The following is a 19436-nucleotide window of genomic DNA, read 5'->3' as shown; positions in this document are numbered from 1 at the left end:
TATATCTAAACGGTTGAAACGCTAAAATCGTATTTTTTGATTAGAATTGAAAATTTATATGTACCTAGTTTATAATGGCTGCAATTCCAGGAAGTGTCTTTCCTTCTAGGCTTTCTAGCATAGCGCCTCCGCCAGTACTTACATAACTTACCTTATCCTCAAATCCAAACTGTTTTACAGCAGCTACAGAGTCTCCTCCTCCAACAAGTGAAAAGGCTCCGTTCTTTGTCGCTTTAGCTATAGAATCGCCTAATGCTATTGTACCGCTAGCGAAACTTTCCATTTCAAAAACTCCTAAAGGGCCATTCCATAAAATGGTTTTGCATTGATTGACTATTTCGTCAAATAACACAATAGATTTTGGTCCGCAATCTAATCCTTGCCAACCATGAGGTATTTTGTTGGCATCAACTATTTGAGTCAATGCATCATTGCTAAAAGCATCGGCTGCAATCACATCTGCTGGTAAATGAATTTGGACATTTTTAGATTTTGCTTGTTTTAAAATATCTAAAGCAAGTTCCATTTTATCATCTTCACAAATTGAATCTCCAATGTTTCCTCCCTGTGCTTTTATAAAAGTAAAGGTCATTCCTCCACCTATAATAAGGTGATCAACTTTATCTAATATATTTTCAATAATAGTAATCTTAGACGATACTTTCGCACCTCCCAAAACTGCCAATACTGGTTTTTCTCCAGATGTCATTACCTTATCTATGCTTTCAATTTCTTTAGCTAATAGTTTTCCGAAACATTTGTATTCTGGGAAAAATTTAGCCACAACTGTGGTAGATGCATGTGCTCTATGAGCTGTTCCAAAAGCATCATTTACATATATATCTCCTAATTTGGCTAATTGTTTTGCAAATGCTTCGTCTCCTTGTTTTTCTTCGTCATGAAAACGTAAATTCTCTAATAGTAAAATTTGTCCTGGTTGTAAGTTTGTTGCTACCGCTTCTACTTCTTCACCAACACAATTATTTACAAACTTTACTTCAACACCTATTATCTCCTCAACTTTATCCACAATATGTTTTAACGAAAACTGGTCTTGTACCCCTTTTGGTCTTCCTAAATGCGACATTAATATACAGCTTCCACCATCTTCTAATATTTTTATTATGGTTGGTTTTGCTGAGATTATTCGTGTGCCATCTGTAACTTCAAAATTATCATTCAATGGCACATTAAAATCTACTCTAACAAGTGCCTTTTTATTTTTAAAGTTAATATCATCAATAGTTTTCATGGTCATTTAATTATTTTTTAAACCTTATTTCAAATGTAGTAAGCAATATTAATCCTTTTAAGGATTAAATAATATTTTTTAATGTTTTTTTGGCTCAATCATATATAGCATAACACTTCAAATATTAAAAACATAAGTTATATTTGTGCTATGCTTTTTAGTGAAATTATTGGACAGGAACATCTAAAAAAACACCTTACACATAGTGTGGATAATGGACGTATTCCGCATGCTCAATTATTTGTAGGAAAGGAAGGGGCTGGAGCATTACCAATGGCAATAGCTTATGCACAATATATTTTGTGCCAAAATAAGGGTGGTGAAAACACCTCTGGTAACGATGCCTGTAATTTAAAATTCAACAATATATCTCATCCTGATTTGCACTTTGCGTTCCCTGTTGCAACTAACGATATGGTTAAAAAACATCCCGTTTCAAAACTATTTCTTGAGGATTGGCGCAAATTATTAAAGGAACAGCCTTATTGTAATTTATTTGATTGGTATAAACAATTGGGTATCGATAATAAGCAAGGACAAATTGGTGTAGATGAAGCTCATGATATTGTAAAGTCACTTACCTTAAAAGCCTACGAAGGTGGTCATAAAGTGATGCTCATCTGGATGGCTGAAAAAATGAATATTGCCTGTGCGAATAAGTTGCTAAAGTTAATAGAAGAACCACCCAGTAAAACTGTTTTTGTTCTAATTGCAGAAGATGAAGAACAGATTATTTCTACCATAAAGTCTCGTTGCCAAATTTTGCATTTCCCGCCTTTAGCAGAAAATGATATTAAAACTGCTCTCATTAAAAAATACAATATCGATGAAGCGGTTGCTAATAAAATCGCACATCAAGCTAATGGTAATTTTAATAAAGCGTGTGACTTGATGTATCATGACAGCGAGGACATTCAGTTTGAAAAATGGTTTATATTTTGGATTCGCAGTGCTTTTAAAGCTAAAGGAAATAAAACAGCTATTCATGATTTAATGTCTTGGAGCGAAGAAATTGCCAAAACAGGACGAGAAACCCAAAAGCAATTTCTGCATTTTTGCTTAGATTTTTTTAGGCAAGCTTTATTGTTTAATTACCAAGCTACCGATTTGGTGTTTATGGAACCTAAATCAGAAGGTTTTAAACTCGAAAATTTTGCGCCTTTTGTTCATGGAAACAACATTATGGATATTAGCAACGAATTACAAGATGCAATTTATCATATAGAGCGTAATGGTAATTCTAAAATAATACTAACCGATTTGTCAATCAAATTAACGCGATTGCTTCATAAGAAATCTGCTTAAAGTGTTTAACTCCAAAAAATGGTTCGTTATAATTAATCCAACTTCTGGAAACGGAAAAGCTAAAACGCTATGGCCTAAAATAGAACATCGGCTTAATCGCGAAGGGTTTCAGTTTGAATTTTATTTTACAAGCAGTGGGGCACATAACATTAAATTAGTACAATTTGCTGTAAATCAAGGGTTTAGTGATATTATTTGTATTGGTGGTGATGGCACCATTCATAATACGGTTAATGGTGTTATGTCTCAAACTACAGTTGCCACTTCAAGTATAAATGTTGGCATTATTCCTATTGGAACTGGAAATGATTGGGTAAAAACCTATAATATTCCCAGAAATATTGAAGATGCTATTAGCATTATTAAAAGTGGTAAAATTATTTGTCAAGATGTGGGTAAAATTGAGTTTTTAGACTCCCAAAAACCTCCAGTATTTTTTAATAATTTGGCAGGTATTGGATTTGATGGCTCTGTGGTAAGCAAAGTGGGAAGCTATAAAAATTTTGGTGCTTTAGCCTACCTCATTGGGGCAATTTCTGGATTGTTTTCGTTTAAAAATTTTGATGTGGAAGTTGATGCTAATTCACAAAAAATTAAAACAAAAAGTTTGATGGTTTTAATTGGGCTTTGTAAGTATTCTGGTGGAGGTATGCAGCTAACAGAATACACAAAACCTACGGATGGCTTGTTCGATATAAGTATTGCAAAAAACTTCAGCAAGTTAGATATCCTTAAAAATTTGGTGAAACTTTTTAATGGAAGCATCGTGAAACTTAAAAAAGTTGAAACACTCAAGACAAATACGATTACTGTTAGGTGTAAAGACAAATTGAATATTCCTTTCGTTCAAGCTGATGGTGAGCTAATTGGAACAGGAGATATTAAAGCAAGTGTTATCCCCAAAGCGTTTTCTTTTTATACCAAATAAAAAAGCCAAACATTTCTGTTTGGCTTCCACTATTTTTAATGATTTATCTATTTCTTTTTATAAGCTTCATTTAACGCATCTAATATCGTTTGTGTTAAATCTACTTCTTCGGTTCCGTACATTACACTTCCTGCTTCATTGCTTCCAAGTATAAAACTGTAGCCATTTGTTTTTCCATAATCCTTAACAAAATCTCTTACCTTTTTAATAAGTGAATCGTTTTTTGACTGACTTTCTTGAGCAATTTGCTGCTGTTCAAACTGTAGCTGTTGAGAAATAATTTGTTCTTTCTGTTGAAATTCTTGTTGCAGTTTTTGAAGGTTTGCTTGCGACATACTTCTAGCTTTTACTTCTGCTGCTTTTACATCTAATTGAAATGCTTGACTTAAACTATCTCTTCTCTTTTCATACACTTCAATTTTACCTTTTAAGTTTGCTTCAATATCTTTTTTCTCTTGGTAGTCGTTTATTAAAACCGAATTATCTACAAATCCGATTTTTTGAGATTCCTGACAAGAAGCTACGCTCAAAACTATAATAATAATACTTAGTAATTTTTTCATTTTAATATGTTTTACAATTCCGCAAAAATATAAAAGTAAAGTTTAGGTATTACCAAAAATATAGTTAATCTAATAGATAAGAGAAATCTATTATAAAACAGCGTTTCGATATAATTTATTTATTAAAAATAGCTTTAAATTAAGCGTTTTAAGAGCTTTAAATAAAATTTAAAGGTGTTTGTGTGAAGCGGCTTTAGATATCCCAACAAAAGCATTTTAAATAAAAACTACTTGTTCTTGATGATATATATAATTGAAGAGTGTTCATTGGAGCGTCTAGCTTTTAAATTAGAACGAAATCCAATCCAAAAAGCTTTTAATGGATTCATGAATCCTGTTTTATATTTTTCAGAAAGTAAGCTCACATAATACGCATCGAATTTCATCGGAAGTGTTTTTACAACGGTCATGTTTTTCCTTTCAAAAAGACTTGCAATTGATTTTTGATTGAAGTGCCAAAGGTGTCTGGGAACATCGTAAGCTGCCCAAAAATCTTTATAATAGTTTGCGTCGAAACAATTAAAATTTGGAACAGCAATTATTAAAGTTCCATTTGCTTTTAATAATTTCGTTAGCGTTATTATTTGCTCTTCTAAATTTGGCAAATGCTCTAATACATGCCAAAGTGTAATTACATCAAAACTACGCTCTTTAAACTGTTGAATTTTCTCGGTATTAAAAACAGAATTATTCGTTTTTTTATTTGCAATATCTCTAGCCGAATGGTTTGGTTCTATTCCAGAAACATACCAATTGTTATCTTGAGCCGCTTTTAAAAAATCTCCTGTACCACAGCCAATATCTAAAAGCTTTTTTTCTTCAGAATTAAAAGAATTTATGAGCGTTATTTTACGCTTAAGCGAAATGTTACGAACTAAATGATAAGCTTTTTCAAACAGGTTTCTCTTAGAGTCAGTATGAGAAATATAATCTTCGGTTTTGTAATATTCAGATAGTTGATCTTTTGTAGGTTGTGGCGAAGTTTCTAGAAAACCATACGTTTCATTTACTATTAATTGAAACGTTTCTCCAGAAACGGAATGGTCTTTTACTTCTAAAAAGGGTTTGATTTCTTTCATTTAATATTGACGTTCCACGTGGAACATATAATCATTATCGTCCCATATAAACCAATAATACAGAAATATCATTAGGTGAAACACCACTGATTCTTGAAGCTTGTGCAATAGATGTTGGCTGAATGTTTTTAAGCTTTTCGCGAGCTTCCATACTCATAGATTTAATTTGTGAATAGTCAAAATTGTCTGGAATTTTAACGTGCTCTAACCTATTTAACTTATCTGCGTTGTTCTTTTCCTTCGCAATATATCCTGAATATTTTACTTGAATTTCTGTTTGCTCTATAACTTCTGCGTCTAAATTATTCTCTTGAATATAGGATTCTACAGCGTCGAATTTCCTCACATCATCAATGGTAATGTTTGGTCTAGTAAACAATTTAAACATTTTATCCTGCTGCTTTACTGGAGCTGAATCTTTAGCTTCTAATACAGGGTTGGCTTCCTCTGGAGTGACACTTGTATCTCTAAAAAACTGAACGAAATTTTCTGCTTGTGCATGCTTTTCTTGCATCCGTTTCATGCGTTTTTCTGAAGCAATTCCGAGTTCGAAACCTTTAGGTGTTAGTCTTAAATCTGCATTATCTTGTCTTAACAGTGTTCTATATTCTGCCCGTGACGTAAACATTCTATAAGGCTCTTCTGTCCCTTTAGTGATTAAATCATCAACCAACACACCAATATACGCCTCATCTCTTTTAAGCGTGAAAGGTTCTTTTTCTTGAACTTTTAAACTCGCATTTATACCTGCCATTAACCCTTGAGATGCTGCCTCTTCATATCCTGTTGTACCATTAATTTGACCTGCAAAATATAAGCCTTCGACTAACTTAGTTTCTAAAGTGTGCTTAAGTTGTGTTGGTGGAAAATAATCGTACTCAATTGCATACCCTGGTCTAAAGAATTTTACATTTTCAAAACCTACCACCGAGCGTAATGCTTTAAACTGAACATCTTCAGGTAGCGATGTGGAAAATCCATTAACATAATATTCAACCGTATTCCAACCTTCTGGTTCTACAAATAACTGGTGCCTGTCTTTGTCGGCAAAGCGATTTATTTTATCTTCAATTGATGGGCAATAACGCGGTCCTAAACTTTTAATTCTTCCATTAAACATTGGAGAGCGATTAAAACCTTCACGAAGCAAATCATGCACCTCAGGACTTGTATAGGTCATATGGCAAGAGCGTTGCTCCTTTAATGGCTTAGTTATATCTAAATAAGAAAACTTTTCAGGATTTTGGTCACCAGGCTGTTCAATCATTTTAGAAAAATCTAATGAGCGTCCATCTACTCGAGGTGGTGTGCCTGTTTTCATTCTACCTGAATCAAAACCTAAATCTACTAACTGTTCGGTAATTCCTGTTGCAGCTCTTTCACCAGCTCTTCCGCCACCAAAACTTTTATCACCTATATGTATTAATCCATTTAAAAAAGTACCATTAGTTAGCACAACTGATTTTGTTTTCACTTCAATTCCTAACGACGTTTTTACGCCTACGACCTTTGCTTTATTTACTATTAACCCAGAAACCATCTCTTGGTAAAAATCAAGGTTTGGTGTTTGCTCCAACATCAATCTCCAATCTTCAGCAAATCGCATACGGTCACTTTGTACTCTTGGGCTCCACATAGCAGGCCCTTTAGATTTATTAAGCATTTTAAATTGTATAGCTGACGTATCACTAACAATACCACTGTAACCACCAAGCGCATCAATTTCACGTACAATTTGCCCTTTGGCAATTCCGCCCATTGCAGGATTGCAAGACATTTGCGCAATGTTTTGAAGGTTCATAGTAATTAACAGGGTCTTACTACCCATATTGGCGGCAGCAGCAGCAGCTTCACTGCCTGCGTGACCTCCACCAACCACTATAACATCGTATGTATCCAAAAATAAACTCATAAGTGTTCCACGTGAAACAATTGTAAAATTAAAGTTTGCAAATATACATCAAACATTAAGAATTATGTAAGCTTCGATAGATAGAAATCTTCTTTTTGACGCATCTGCATTTTATCCTTTTCCTCTTTGTCTTTATAACCACAGTAATGAAGAATGCCATGAATCATTACACGATGAATTTCGGTATGGAAAATAACACCAAGTTCTTGTGCGTTTTCTTCAACTCTTTCAATTGAAATGAAAATATCCCCATGTAGCTCTTTTCCTACCGAATAATCAAAGCTTATAATGTCAGTTAAAGTATCGTGTTTTAAAAACTCTACGTTTAGTTTGTGAAGGTATTCGTCATCACAAAAGACATAGTTAATATCCCCCTCTTCACAACCTTCGGATTGGATAGTTTCGCTAATCCACTCACCTAATGCTTCACTATTATGTAAATTGAATTCTGTTTCGAAATTAAAGCTAATCATTCGTTTTTTTAAAATACTCTTGCACTTTCTTTTTATAAACTTGCTGCAAAGGTAAGGCTTGCCTATTTAATATCTCGGTAGTATTGAAATATTGTTTTGCGTTTTGTAGCTGTGTGTTTGTAAGGTTGTTAAACTGTTGTTGGTTGGTTTTAGATTTACGTTTATTATCCTCCCCTTGTTGAAAGGTCGCGTTCTCCAATTTTAAAAGTTGATGCTGCAAATTCATCATGCGCTGAAGTGTTCGATTAGTGAATCCTCTATTAAGTAAATCATTTTCTATAGACTCCATTTCACGTAATAAGTTACCTCCTGCGCCTTTTTTTCCTTCTTTTCCTAACTTATCTTCTAGTGCTTGACGCAATTGTTGTTGTTGTTGGTAAATTCGAAACAATTCACCATTTAACTCTTCACTATTTCCGCCCTCACCTTCACCTTGTTGCTCACCTTCACCTTCCTTTTGCTCTCCTTCTTGTCCTTCTTTGCCTTTTTCGCCTTCTTTCTTTTGGCCTTCTTCGCTCTTTTTTAAGCCTTCTTCCATTTGCTTATTAAGCTCCTCTTGACTCATAATAATATCTGGTAACTGCATATCGCCACCTTGTCCTTGTCCTGGAGAGGGATTCATTTGGTTTTCCATATTATCAAGAATGTCGCTTAGCAGGCTTGCTAAACTATTAGCTGAAGTTACAGCATATTGCTGCGCTGCAACACCTTGGTACAATCTGTTTTCTGCAAGTTGTTCTAGTGATTTGTCTATATTAAAAAAAACTTCGGTGATTTCTTTATTGATGCTTTCAGATAACGTCGGCTGACGTAAGGATAACGCAAACAGACTATCATCTATATGCTCAAAATGTTCTCTTAAGCTTTGTTGTTTAATCAAATATTTAGCATACTCGTTATGATTGACTTGAATGGATTTAAACTTATCCATGACATTTTCTTGATCAAACGAATACAACACTAAATTATCCAAAACCTGTCGTAACATATCAATGTCTTCAGACATTTGTTCGGCGCCTCCACTCATCATGGACTGCTGCATTTGCTCGCTCATTTGTTTCATTTTTTGAGCTGCTTTTTTTTGGCTTTTCTTAGCGTTGTTTTGCTGTTGTTCTTTATTTTGCTGGTCTTGGCTTTCTTCTTTTTTTTCTAAGTTTTCACTTGCTTCCTGCTGCTCCTTCTTAATGTCCTCTTCTTTCTTTTTATCATTTGGCACATCTAGAGGTTCTCTTAATTTATCATTTTCTTTACGCAAATCTTCAAGCTCTTTTTGAATGTCTTCAAACTTCTTGTTTAACTCGTTTTGCTTTTCCTTAGTGTTATTTTCTTCTGACTCTTCAGATAATTTCTCCTGCTCTTTTGCTAATTCCTCTAACTCTACACGAATCTTTTCAGATTTCATGGTCACATAGTATCGTTTTGTAAGTTCTAATAACTGTTGAAGGCTTCTTTTTTTGTTTTTATTCTGTTTTGCGAGTTCTTCAAGCTTTTGCGACAATTCTTCTTTCTGAATTTTCTCGGAAAGTTTTTCTAGCTCTTTAAGCAATTCTTCGTCCTTTTTAAGTTGCTCTTGGTTTTCTTCTAAACGTTGTTTCAAGCTTTCTTTAAATGGGTCTTCCTTGTCTTCTTGAAATTCCTGAAGATTTTCTTTGAGTTGTTTATTAAAATTTTTCATCAACTCATCTTGCTCCTTCTGTCGTTTAAGAAAGTTTTCTAGTTTCTTTTTATCGTTGAAATTAAGTTCGGACTTTTCTTTTTGAGTTTTAGAAAACTCTTTTAATTCTTCATCTTGTTCTTCTAGCTTCTCAAGTGAGTTATTTAAATCATCAATGGTTTCACTTTGTTCTTTTAGCTGTTCTTGCTCAACTTCATCTTTGGTAAGCTTTCTATATGAAAATGCATTACTCTTGGTGCTCTTGTAGTTGCTTATAGCATCATTATCAAACACCTCAAAATATAGGTCGTAGCTAACACCTTCTTCTAGGTTTAATTGATTAGGGAATACACTAACAAATTCATCAAAATTAGAGCTTGATACCGTTAGCTTTTCTGTTTTTTTATCGTCTTCAGAATTACTTGGATAATACACTAACTGTAGCTTACTCAAACCATAATCGTCACTTACTTGTCCATAAAAATAAAGTGTTTGACTATCAGTAGAGTCTTGTTCCATTTTTACATTAAGCTCTGGGTATTGATCTCTAATTACATTAATTGAAAAGGCCAAACTTTCATAGTCCTTTAAGCTCTTATTGCTTGTATGAAGGCTATAATCTAGTGATTTGTATAAGCGTTTCGATAGCTGGAATACATCATTTTCACCATTAAACTTTACTAATGAATCTGGTGTGCTTAAAACCACATTTTCTGTTGATTTTGTTTTTAAATTCCAGATAACCTTTGTGCCCTGAGGTACTATAGCATTCCCATTACTTTTAAGAATTTCGTCTTGTTTTTTGGTGTACGTTGGATAATCAAGTACCAAATCGAAGCTTAAAAGTATTGGTGTATTAATCACTTCTAAATTATAGTCTCTGGACACAACCTCATTGGCTAGTAAATGAAAATTTATAGCTTCTTTGGGTTGTGCAAATATGTATTCAAACACTCCAGGGTTAATCTGCTTTAAGTAATACGTTTCGTTATTGTAACTTATTTGAACATTATCAGGAATAACTTCGCCTTCGGTTTGAACAACAAGAGTGAAATCATCGTTTTCTAATGCTTTTAGACTATCATTTACTACAAAAAATTGAAAAGGTGCTGGTGGTTCATAAGCTGTTTTATAATTTATTACGCGCTCATAACTATCACTAAACCAATCATATTTCCCTGATATAAAGGACAATAAAATAATTAACAACGGAATTGCTGCATACTTTAAATACTTAACATTACTTTTAAAATTGATGGCTAGTTTAAAAGGAATTGGATTCAACTCTATCGCCTTTTGCTCAATACTTGCCAATAAAAGCTCCGACTCTTTTGAGTTTTCCTTTAATTGAAGCACATTGACTAACTTATCGTTAACTTCTGGGAAATGATTCCCAATAATTTTAGAAGCATCTAAATAGTCAATCCCTTTTTGAAATTTAAACAACTTAGAAATTGGTTTTAAAATAAACCTAATAAACAAGGCTAACTCAACAATTACAAACACCCAAAACAATACCGTTCTTCCTATTGGGCTTAACCATAACGCATATTCAATTGACAACGTTATTAAAAAATAGAGTAACCCAATTGCGAAAAATAAAATAGTTCCTTTTATAAGTTCGTTGGTGTAATACTTTTTAATAAACGCTTCAAGCTTGTTTTGTATGTTATTAAAGTTGCTCAATAGCCTGTTTTTAATAGTTTCAACTAATAAATCTACAATTTTATTGTTAACTTGTGTTATAATTTATTTATAACATTCTGTTAAAGTCGACAACCGACGTTATCAATCGGTTTTTTGTAGTAATAATGAGAGATTTAAAATACCTATCAGCCTTATCTGTTCCTTTAAGCGTCATTATTGGGTTATATTTTAAAGGATTTTGGTTGTTTTTAACACCTATCTATATTTTTGTCCTTATACCAATTTTAGAGCTAATTCTTAAAGAAGAAAATAGTAATTTTTCTAATGAAGAAGTGTCGTCTAGAGCCATTAATCCACTTTTTGATTGGTTGCTCTATTTAAACCTACCTATTGTTTATGGGTTACTAGTTTGGGCATTGTTAGAAGTGTCAAGTTATGGTTTTGAATCCTATGAATTTGTTGGATTGGTACTGTCGGTTGGTATTGTTTTGGGTGGAAACGGTATTAATGTGGCTCACGAACTTGGTCACAGACAAGCCTCAAAAGAACGCTTTATTGGTAAAGCCTTACTCCTACCATCACTGTATATGCATTTTTATATAGAACACAATTTTGGACATCATTTGCATGCAGCGACCAAGGAAGATCCTGCAACCGCAAGATTCAAACAAACTGTATATTCCTTTTGGTTAACATCAACTATTAGACAATACTTTAGTGCATGGAAAATTCAAAAGCGATTACTGAGTAATTATAACCTTTCTTTTTTTTCATTTCGAAATGATATGCTTTGGTATTCGATTCTTCAAGCCATATACTTGATCGTAGTGTTTTTTGTTTTTGGAAAAACAGCTTTATTATTTGCTGTTATAGCTGCATTTGTTGGGTTTTTGCTCTTGGAAACTGTTAACTATATTGAGCATTATGGCTTGTTGAGGAAGAAAAAAGAGTCTGGTCGCTACGAGCGCGTTAAAGAAATACATTCGTGGAATTCCAACCATGTCATTGGTAGAATCTTGCTCTATGAACTCACACGACATAGCGATCACCATTTTAGGTCTTCAAAAAAATATCAGGTTTTAGAATGTCATGAAAACAGCCCGCAGTTACCTTATGGCTATCCAACATCTATGGTTTTAGCCTTATTTCCGCCTTTGTGGTTCGCCATAATGAATAAGCGAGTACCACGAGAAATGATTTCTATCTAGAATCTTTCTTTTAATAATTATCGTTTTATCTTTGTAATCTTAAACAAGATTCATGAGTAAAAATGTTCGTGTGCGTTTTGCACCAAGCCCAACAGGGCCTTTACATATTGGTGGTGTAAGAACCGCTCTTTTTAATTACTTGTTCGCAAAAAAATACAACGGAACTTTTGTGTTACGTATTGAGGATACAGACCAAAACAGATATGTTGAAGGTGCTGAAGATTACATTGTGGAATCTTTTAATTGGTGTGGAATCCCATTTGATGAAGGTCCAGGGAGAAATGAAAAATTTGGCCCTTACAGACAAAGTGAACGTAAGCAATTGTACAAGCAATATGCGGATCAATTGGTTAAAAGCGGACGTGCTTATTATGCATTTGATACCACTGAGGAATTAACAGAATACAGAACTGAATCAGAGGCTAGAGGAGAAACTTTTATATATAATTTAAGTAATAGAAAACGCTTTAAAAACTCTCTTTCTCTTTCAGAAGAGGAAACAAATAGTAGAATTTCTAATGGTGATGATTACGTGATTCGATTTAAAATGTTAGACCCAAAAACCCAAGGTTCACAAGGATCAATAACAACTCGTGACTTAATAAGAGGCACTCAATCTTTTAGGCTTGAACTTCTTGATGACAAAATATTATTCAAATCTGACGGGATGCCAACCTATCATTTAGCAAATATTGTTGATGATTATTTAATGAAAATTACACACGTAATTCGTGGTGAAGAATGGTTACCCTCTTTGCCCTTACATATTAGTTTGTATCAAGCACTTGGTTGGCAAGATGAAATGCCTGAATTTGCACATTTACCATTGATTTTAAAACCAACTGGAAAAGGAAAATTAAGTAAACGTGATGGGGATAAACTTGGATTCCCAGTGTTTCCTTTAGAATGGAAAGACCCTAAATCTGGAGAGATTTCAAGAGGCTATAAGGAAGATGGTTACTTTCCAGAGGCTATGGTGAATTTTTTAGCCTTTTTAGGATGGAACCCCGGAACTGAACAAGAAATTTTTAGTTTAAATGAACTCATTAATGCTTTTGATTTAGAGCGTGTCCATAAATCTGGAGCGCGTTTTGATCCAGAGAAAATTAAGTGGTTTAATCATCATTATATGCAGAATTACGATAATGATGAATTAGCGATGGAATTTAAAGCATCACGACCTGAACTTGCATCCATAGATGTAAACTATATATCAATGGTTGTTGGATTGGTTAAAGAACGAGCTACTTTTATTAGTGACTTTTGGGAGTTAAGTAGTTTCTTTTTTGAGGCACCAAAATCTTATGTTGAAAAATCAGCAAAAAAAGCATGGAAAGATGATACTGATTCTATCATGAAGGAATTGGTTTCTGTAATAAATAATATTGAAGTGGCATCTGCAGAAAATCTTCAAACAGAAATTAAAGAGTGGATTACCAAAAAAGGCATTGGATTTGGAAAAGTTATGCAACCACTTCGATTAGCGCTAGTAGGAGATCTCAAAGGTCCAGATCTGTTTCAAATCATGTTTTTAATTGGTCGAGATGCTGCTGTAAGAAGAATAGAATTAGCTATCGCACAGATTAATTAATATCCATTTTACTATAAATAGTAAAGGTAAAATAGGCTTTATCTTATTTATTAAAATGTAAATATTGCGGTAAGCATTATTGTTTCTGGGTTGCCTTTAAAAGTCGCATTTTGGTTAAGGTTATCGTTAAGTTTATCAAACATATTCAAAAACCCATAGATGTACTGTGCTTTTAGCCTTAACGATCCAAAACCAGCAGTAGCTCCAAACACTCCATTGATATTAAATCTAGATATTTCTGTAATATCTGGTGCTGCTAAGTCATCGTAACCATTAATATAATATCCTTCCTGTTGGCTATTTTTTAATTCTAAATCGCCATTATATTGTAATTGAGGCCCAGCATCAATTGTGAAATTATTTCCTATAACTTTTGTATGGAAGAAAAAACCTAATTGAGCTGCCGTTAGTTTATATTCTATTTGCTCGTTACCAGCAACATCATCAGTCATTCTGCCAGAAATTTCTAAGGTACTTTCAGAAATTTGCATACCATAACTTACATTATACCATCGGTTTGGAATATCAACTGTTGCGGCAAGAGCAACAACAAAACCATTTCCTCTAGTTGTAGTAAAATTATCTGTTTTAATATCAAACAGACTAATACCTCCACCTATACCAAATCCATTTTTAATATTGAAACTTTTATGCTGTGCTTGTGTAATTGTAACAAAAAGCACACTTAGTACTACTAATAAGGTAAGTTGTTTGTTTTTCATAGGATTTTTAATCGTTCGGAAACAAATATAACTTAATTTAGTATTCATTTATTTTCTAACCATTTAATATTCTTGTTATGGAACAGTTTGTTTTTATACCTATTGTCTTTTTTGGACTAATAATTTTAATTTCTGCATTTTTTATTGTCAAACAGCAAACTGCTGCTGTTATTGAGCGTTTTGGTAAATTTCAAAGTATACGCCATTCTGGATTGCAATTAAAAATCCCTTTAGTTGATCGAATTGCTGGAAAACTAAGTTTAAAAATTCAACAACTAGATGTAATTATAGAAACGAAAACTTTAGATGATGTGTTTGTGCGCTTAAAAGTTTCTGTACAGTACAAAGTAATACGCGATAAAGTGTACGATGCATTTTATAAGCTAGATTATCCTCACGACCAAATTACAAGCTATGTGTTTGATGTGGTTCGTGCTGAAGTGCCTAAAATGAAGCTTGATGACGTATTTGTTAAAAAAGATGATATCGCTTTGGCTGTAAAAGCGGAATTGAACGATGCTATGTCTGATTATGGTTTTGATATTATTAAAACACTAGTTACTGATATAGACCCTGATGCACAAGTAAAAGCGGCAATGAACAGAATTAATGCATCAGAGCGTGAAAAAATAGCAGCACAGTTTGAGGGTGATGCTGCTCGTATTCTTATAGTTGAGAAAGCGAAGGCTGAAGCTGAAAGTAAGCGTTTACAAGGTCAGGGTATTGCAGACCAACGTCGTGAAATTGCTCGTGGTTTGGAAGAATCTGTTGAAGTGCTTAACAAGGTTGGGATTAACTCTCAAGAAGCATCTGCATTAATTGTGGTGACACAACATTATGACACCTTACAAGCTATTGGTGGTGAAACAAACAGCAACTTAATCTTGTTACCCAACTCACCTCAAGCAGGAAGTAATATGCTAAATGATATGGTCGCTAGTTTTACTGCTAGTAACCAAATTGGTGAGGCAATGAAAAATAAAAACGATAAAAAGGAAAAGTAATTAATATTCTTTTTAAGCTAAAAAACAAAACCTCGATGCTATCGCTTCGAGGTTTTTTATTACTCTAAATTTTCTATTAAATAGCTTTGGCTTCAGCCACCAATAACTCATTCCTATCTTCTAACGCTTTTTCTACAAACTCCTTAATGGCATCGTTTTTTTCTAAGCCCTCTTTAAGCATCTCCTTTAGCACTATCATGATAGCAATGCGAGTTCCTGCTTTTTTAACAGCAGTTCCAAATAATGGCTCGAGCTCATCATAAGCAACATTTTTCGCCAATGCTTGTATCTCAGCTTTCGCTTTTAATTGCTTTTCTTCAGGAAGATTGGTGTATTTCTTACCTAATTGCTGAATCACATTTATCGCCTTGCGTTGTTGTTGGGGTTGTTGAGGTTTAGGTTGATTTTGAGTGTTATTTTGCTTTGGTTTCTGCTTAGCCCAAGAATCACGTAAACCTACCGTTTTATTAAACACTAATGCATCAGGTTTTGAGTCATCATCTACATTAAAATACCCTAAACGCTGAAATTGGAATCGTTCTCCAATCTTAACGTTAGCTAAACTTGGTTCAACAAAAGCATTAATGGTTTTTAAAGAATTTGGATTGATAAACTCCATAAAATCCTTGTTTGGATGGCTATCTGGAGATTCATCCATAAATAATCTGTCGTATTCTCTAACCTCGGCTTTTATAGCATGTTTTATAGACACCCAATGCAAAGTACCTTTTACTTTTTTAGATGTGTCTTCAGAATATGTACAATGTATTTCTGTAATATCACCTTCGGCATCTTTTATAACATTTTCTGCTTTGATGATGTATGCGTTTTTTAAACGTACTTCACCTCCAAGTTTTAGCCTAAAAAATTTATTTCCTGCTTCTTCCTTAAAATCCTCTTTTTCGATATAAATTTCCCTCGAAAAAGGTACTTTTCGAGTTCCTGCGCCTTCATCTTCTGGATTATTTTCAGCTTCCAACCATTCTTCTTTTCCTTCTGGATAGTTTGTAATTGTTACTTTAACAGGGTCTAGAACAGCCATCACACGAGGTGCAGTTTTGTTTAAATCTTCACGAATACAAAACTCCAACAGTGATACATCAATCACGTTTTCGCGTTTAGCCACACCAACTTTTTCTATAAATTTCCTAATAGAATTTGGTGTATAGCCTCGTCGTCGTAGGCCAGAAATAGTTGGCATTCGTGGGTCGTCCCAACCCGATACCACACCATCTTCTACCAATTTAAGCAGCTTTCGCTTACTCATAATGGTGTAGCTAAGATTTAATCTAGCAAATTCTCGTTGTTTTGGGATAAGTGGATATTTTTCTGAACTATAGTCATATACTTGCTCTTTAAACCAATCGTAAAGTTTTCTATGGGGTTTAAATTCTAATGAGCATAGCGAGTGTGATATTTGCTCAATATAATCGCTCTCGCCATGTGTCCAGTCGTACATTGGGTAAATACACCAATCGTTTCCTGTTCTGTGGTGATGAGCGTGCATTACTCTATACATTATTGGATCACGCATCAACATGTTTGGGTCTTCCATGTCTATTTTAGCACGAAGTACGTGTGTTCCAGCAGGAAACTCTCCGTTTTTCATGCGCTCAAATAAATCTAGGTTTTCTTCTACGCTTCTATTTCTATACGGACTATTAGTTCCAACTTGGGTTGGTGTTCCTTTTTGTTCTGCCATCGCTTCGCTTGATTGTGAGTCGACATAAGCTTTCCCATCTTTAATCATTCGAACCGCCCAATCATACAGCTGTTGAAAATAGTCCGATGAATATAGTTCATTTTCCCATTTATATCCTAACCAAGCTATATCGCGCTTAATGGCATCAACGTATTCTTGCTCTTCTTTGGTTGGATTGGTATCATCAAAACGAAGATTTACAGGTGCATTATACTTTTCACCTAAGCCAAAACTAATGCCAATAGCTTTTGTATGACCAATATGCAAATAGCCATTTGGCTCTGGTGGAAAACGAAAACGTAAATGATTTTTAGGCATTCCGTTTTTTAAATCTTCTTCTATAATGTGCTCAATAAAATTGAGTGATTTGGTTTCTTCAGACATCTTTAAAAATAAAAGACAAAGTTATTAAATATTAGTGTAATATATTTGCTGAAAATATTTTGTTTTGGGAATTATTAAAGTTGAAAATATTAGGGTTTTTGCACATCATGGGTGTTTGGCAGAAGAAACTAAAATAGGTAGTGATTATCGTGTAGATTTAGAGGTAGAAGCAGATTTACAAACATCAGCTAAAACTGATAAATTGAGTGATACCGTTGACTATGTGTTTTTAAATCGTATTATAAGAGAGGAAATGAAAAAACCTTCTCATTTACTTGAAACCGTTGCAAAACGCATTTTATCACGCATATTTAATGAAGATGCTTTAGTGAACAAAGCCACTGTCTGTGTAAGTAAATTAAATCCGCCCATTGGTGGAGACGTTGAAATGGTAACGATTAAAATGGCCGAAAAACGAAAAAAGTAAGTGTTAATAGTGTGAAAACTTTATTTTTTTTACATTTGCTGTCCTATAAGGCGTCTTGGCCGAGTGGCTAGGCAGAGGTCTGCAAAACCTTGTACAGCGGTTCGAATCCGCTAGACGCCTCAAAAAACCTTCAAGGAAACTTGAGGGTTTTTTATTACCCAATATCTTCTATTAAATTCTGAGGATTTAGCTGATCTTTCGGTAAAAACCCTTTTACAATAAGTACTAAGCCACATATAACTAGAATAAGGCCTAAAAGCTTTTTTACTTTTAAAATGCGCTCCGGAGTAAGCTTTTTCTTTAGTTGCTTTGCTAGTAATATTTTAAACAAATCTGTAACAAAATAGGCTAATATCATAGTGCCAAAGAAAGTTGCAAACCTGTTAAAGTCATTTTCAAGACTTGGTCCAGTGATAATAATTATACCTAACCAAAATACTAGAACACCAATATTTATGAAGTTTAGCAAAAAACCTTTAATAAATAATCCTAAATAATTTGTTTTTGTAAAGACCAATTCACTGGCTTCGTTAGTGGAACGTTTTGGTTTTTTAAGAAAGATAATTATACCATAAACTGTAATAATCATCCCACCAAAAACAAACAAACCTGGTTGATTACTTAAGTTTTCCAACAATTGAAAACTACTAAAATACGCTAAACATATAAAGAAAACATCAGCAACAATAACACCAATATCAAACGCTACTGCTGCGCGAAATCCTTTTGTAGCACTGGTTTCAATAAGAACAAAAAAAACAGGACCTATCATAAAGGCTAAGAAAAAACCTAAAGGAATGGCTGCTTGTATGTCTTCTATCATGTAATTTGTAATAAAAATGCCGAATAAATATTCAGCATTTTGAAGTTGTAACAAATATAATAAAAGATGCTAAGGAAATTAATCCATGTGCTTAATTCTTCCTCCTAAGGCTTTACTTTTATTTACTGTTTTAGGGTCTCCATAAACAAATACATCGCCTCCAGCTCTAATTTTAATATCTAATATATCTGTTGCATTAACATCCGCTTCTCCTCCAGCTCTAATCGCAATTTCAGTAGATTCAGTCTTTAAATCCTTGCCTTTGTAAACACCTCCAGTACTAATAGAAATATCTTGGCTTTGCGCTTTTCCTGAAGTTTGTATAACCCCTCCTGTTACAGATTTAATATCTGCTGTAGTTACTTTTAATTCTAGATTAATTTCACCTCCCTCTTGAGCTCTTAACTCTATTTCGTATTGTTTAATTTTATCGTTAGACCTTATTTTTGCACCTTCGTTTGCATCAATAATATCAATACTTGTGTAATATAATTTTACATTGGTGTTATCACCATCAAAGCTTTCTTCTAGATTCATTCTAATTTTAAGCTTCCCATTTTTATTTAAAATCACCACATCATTTTTATTTCTACCAGTGATGACAGCTTCATTTTTGTTTGATTTAATAAGCTCTACCTCTATTAAATCGTAAACTTTTAGTTCGGAAAATTCACCAATGTTTTTTGTTATCTCGCTTTGAGAAAAAGTGATTGTTGTGATTAAAAATGCAATTGTTACTAAGATATTTTTCATTTTGATTGT

General features: G+C 33.6%; 16 protein-coding genes and 1 tRNA gene. 7 read left to right on the top strand and 10 right to left on the bottom strand.

Annotated elements, in window-relative coordinates; genetic code table 11:
• Positions 1-64 precede the first annotated feature (64 nt).
• Positions 65-1252, bottom strand: coding sequence for a phosphoglycerate kinase (locus tag HB672_RS03115; RefSeq protein WP_167607558.1), 1188 nt, complete (start codon positions 1250-1252; stop codon positions 65-67).
• Between the two features lie 150 nt (positions 1253-1402).
• Between HB672_RS03115 and HB672_RS03110 the strand changes: the two genes are divergently transcribed.
• On the top strand, positions 1403-2557 hold the full coding sequence (locus HB672_RS03110) for a DNA polymerase III subunit delta' (RefSeq protein WP_167607555.1): 1155 nt from the start codon (positions 1403-1405) through the stop codon (positions 2555-2557).
• A 1-nt stretch (position 2558) separates the two neighbouring features.
• Positions 2559-3485 (top strand): diacylglycerol kinase family protein, encoded by a 927-nt coding sequence (locus tag HB672_RS03105; protein WP_167607552.1) that lies wholly within the window; start codon positions 2559-2561, stop codon positions 3483-3485.
• Between the two features lie 47 nt (positions 3486-3532).
• On the opposite strand, the gene HB672_RS03100 is transcribed toward HB672_RS03105, so the two are convergent.
• From HB672_RS03100 to HB672_RS03080, 5 genes are all read right to left on the bottom strand, one after another.
• Complete coding sequence (locus HB672_RS03100; RefSeq protein ID WP_167607549.1) at positions 3533-4048, bottom strand: OmpH family outer membrane protein; 516 nt, start codon at positions 4046-4048, stop codon at positions 3533-3535.
• Positions 4049-4275: 227 nt separating this feature from the next.
• The gene (locus HB672_RS03095) at positions 4276-5127 is read right to left on the bottom strand and encodes a class I SAM-dependent methyltransferase (RefSeq protein ID WP_167607544.1); all 852 of its coding nucleotides are present in this window, start codon (positions 5125-5127) and stop codon (positions 4276-4278) included.
• A gap of 34 nt (positions 5128-5161) precedes the next feature.
• On the bottom strand, positions 5162-7039 hold the full coding sequence (gene mnmG / locus HB672_RS03090) for a tRNA uridine-5-carboxymethylaminomethyl(34) synthesis enzyme MnmG (RefSeq protein ID WP_167607539.1): 1878 nt from the start codon (positions 7037-7039) through the stop codon (positions 5162-5164).
• 62 nt (positions 7040-7101) lie between these two features.
• Positions 7102-7512, bottom strand: coding sequence for an rRNA maturation RNase YbeY (gene ybeY, locus HB672_RS03085; protein ID WP_167607534.1), 411 nt, complete (start codon positions 7510-7512; stop codon positions 7102-7104).
• A complete protein-coding gene (locus HB672_RS03080) occupies positions 7505-10852 on the bottom strand; it encodes a DUF4175 family protein (RefSeq protein ID WP_167607523.1) in 3348 nt (1115 codons plus the stop codon). The genes ybeY and HB672_RS03080 overlap by 8 nt, the downstream gene beginning before the upstream one ends.
• Before the next feature lie 125 nt (positions 10853-10977).
• Between HB672_RS03080 and HB672_RS03075 the strand changes: the two genes are divergently transcribed.
• Together HB672_RS03075 and gltX are read left to right on the top strand one after the other, a co-directional pair.
• Complete coding sequence (locus tag HB672_RS03075; protein ID WP_167607521.1) at positions 10978-12021, top strand: alkane 1-monooxygenase; 1044 nt, start codon at positions 10978-10980, stop codon at positions 12019-12021.
• 52 nt (positions 12022-12073) lie between these two features.
• Positions 12074-13612 carry a glutamate--tRNA ligase gene (gene gltX / locus HB672_RS03070; RefSeq protein ID WP_167607518.1) on the top strand — a complete coding sequence of 513 codons (1539 nt, stop codon included), beginning with the start codon at positions 12074-12076 and terminating at the stop codon, positions 13610-13612.
• A gap of 50 nt (positions 13613-13662) precedes the next feature.
• Here the strand turns inward: gltX and HB672_RS03065 are convergent, their stop codons facing one another.
• Positions 13663-14334 (bottom strand): hypothetical protein, encoded by a 672-nt coding sequence (locus tag HB672_RS03065; RefSeq protein ID WP_167607515.1) that lies wholly within the window; start codon positions 14332-14334, stop codon positions 13663-13665.
• A 77-nt stretch (positions 14335-14411) separates the two neighbouring features.
• Here HB672_RS03065 and HB672_RS03060 point away from each other — a divergent pair, with 77 nt between their 5' ends.
• On the top strand, positions 14412-15338 hold the full coding sequence (locus HB672_RS03060; RefSeq protein ID WP_167607510.1) for an SPFH domain-containing protein: 927 nt from the start codon (positions 14412-14414) through the stop codon (positions 15336-15338).
• Positions 15339-15414: 76 nt separating this feature from the next.
• On the opposite strand, the gene HB672_RS03055 is transcribed toward HB672_RS03060, so the two are convergent.
• Entirely contained in the window at positions 15415-17424 is a 2010-nt protein-coding gene (locus tag HB672_RS03055; RefSeq protein WP_167607507.1) for a glutamine--tRNA ligase/YqeY domain fusion protein, read from the bottom strand.
• A gap of 64 nt (positions 17425-17488) precedes the next feature.
• On the opposite strand from HB672_RS03055, the gene folB reads away from it, so the two are divergent.
• The gene (gene folB, locus HB672_RS03050; protein WP_167607503.1) at positions 17489-17851 is read left to right on the top strand and encodes a dihydroneopterin aldolase; all 363 of its coding nucleotides are present in this window, start codon (positions 17489-17491) and stop codon (positions 17849-17851) included.
• Positions 17852-17900: 49 nt separating this feature from the next.
• A tRNA-Cys gene (locus HB672_RS03045) sits at positions 17901-17971 on the top strand.
• A 34-nt stretch (positions 17972-18005) separates the two neighbouring features.
• Here HB672_RS03045 and HB672_RS03040 read toward each other — a convergent pair.
• On the bottom strand, positions 18006-18674 hold the full coding sequence (locus HB672_RS03040; protein ID WP_167607500.1) for a LysE family transporter: 669 nt from the start codon (positions 18672-18674) through the stop codon (positions 18006-18008).
• A gap of 78 nt (positions 18675-18752) precedes the next feature.
• Positions 18753-19427: a head GIN domain-containing protein gene (locus HB672_RS03035; protein WP_167607497.1), complete on the bottom strand. Its 675-nt coding sequence runs from the start codon at positions 19425-19427 to the stop codon at positions 18753-18755.
• Positions 19428-19436 lie beyond the last annotated feature (9 nt).

This window comes from Gaetbulibacter sp. S0825 (genome assembly GCF_011777505.1).
Taxonomy (GTDB): domain Bacteria; phylum Bacteroidota; class Bacteroidia; order Flavobacteriales; family Flavobacteriaceae; genus Pontimicrobium.
This window is presented reverse-complemented; position numbering and strand designations above follow the sequence as displayed.

Coding starts and splice junctions, on each gene's coding strand:
- HB672_RS03060 (WP_167607510.1), top strand. CDS start 14,412: ATGGAACAGTTTGTTTTTATACCTATTGTCTTTTTTGGACTAATAATT.
- HB672_RS03065 (WP_167607515.1), bottom strand. CDS start 14,334: ATGAAAAACAAACAACTTACCTTATTAGTAGTACTAAGTGTGCTTTTT.
- HB672_RS03115 (WP_167607558.1), bottom strand. CDS start 1,252: ATGAAAACTATTGATGATATTAACTTTAAAAATAAAAAGGCACTTGTT.
- HB672_RS03095 (WP_167607544.1), bottom strand. CDS start 5,127: ATGAAAGAAATCAAACCCTTTTTAGAAGTAAAAGACCATTCCGTTTCT.
- HB672_RS03040 (WP_167607500.1), bottom strand. CDS start 18,674: ATGATAGAAGACATACAAGCAGCCATTCCTTTAGGTTTTTTCTTAGCC.
- HB672_RS03055 (WP_167607507.1), bottom strand. CDS start 17,424: ATGTCTGAAGAAACCAAATCACTCAATTTTATTGAGCACATTATAGAA.
- mnmG (WP_167607539.1), bottom strand. CDS start 7,039: ATGAGTTTATTTTTGGATACATACGATGTTATAGTGGTTGGTGGAGGT.
- gltX (WP_167607518.1), top strand. CDS start 12,074: ATGAGTAAAAATGTTCGTGTGCGTTTTGCACCAAGCCCAACAGGGCCT.
- ybeY (WP_167607534.1), bottom strand. CDS start 7,512: ATGATTAGCTTTAATTTCGAAACAGAATTCAATTTACATAATAGTGAA.
- HB672_RS03075 (WP_167607521.1), top strand. CDS start 10,978: ATGAGAGATTTAAAATACCTATCAGCCTTATCTGTTCCTTTAAGCGTC.
- HB672_RS03100 (WP_167607549.1), bottom strand. CDS start 4,048: ATGAAAAAATTACTAAGTATTATTATTATAGTTTTGAGCGTAGCTTCT.
- HB672_RS03035 (WP_167607497.1), bottom strand. CDS start 19,427: ATGAAAAATATCTTAGTAACAATTGCATTTTTAATCACAACAATCACT.
- HB672_RS03110 (WP_167607555.1), top strand. CDS start 1,403: ATGCTTTTTAGTGAAATTATTGGACAGGAACATCTAAAAAAACACCTT.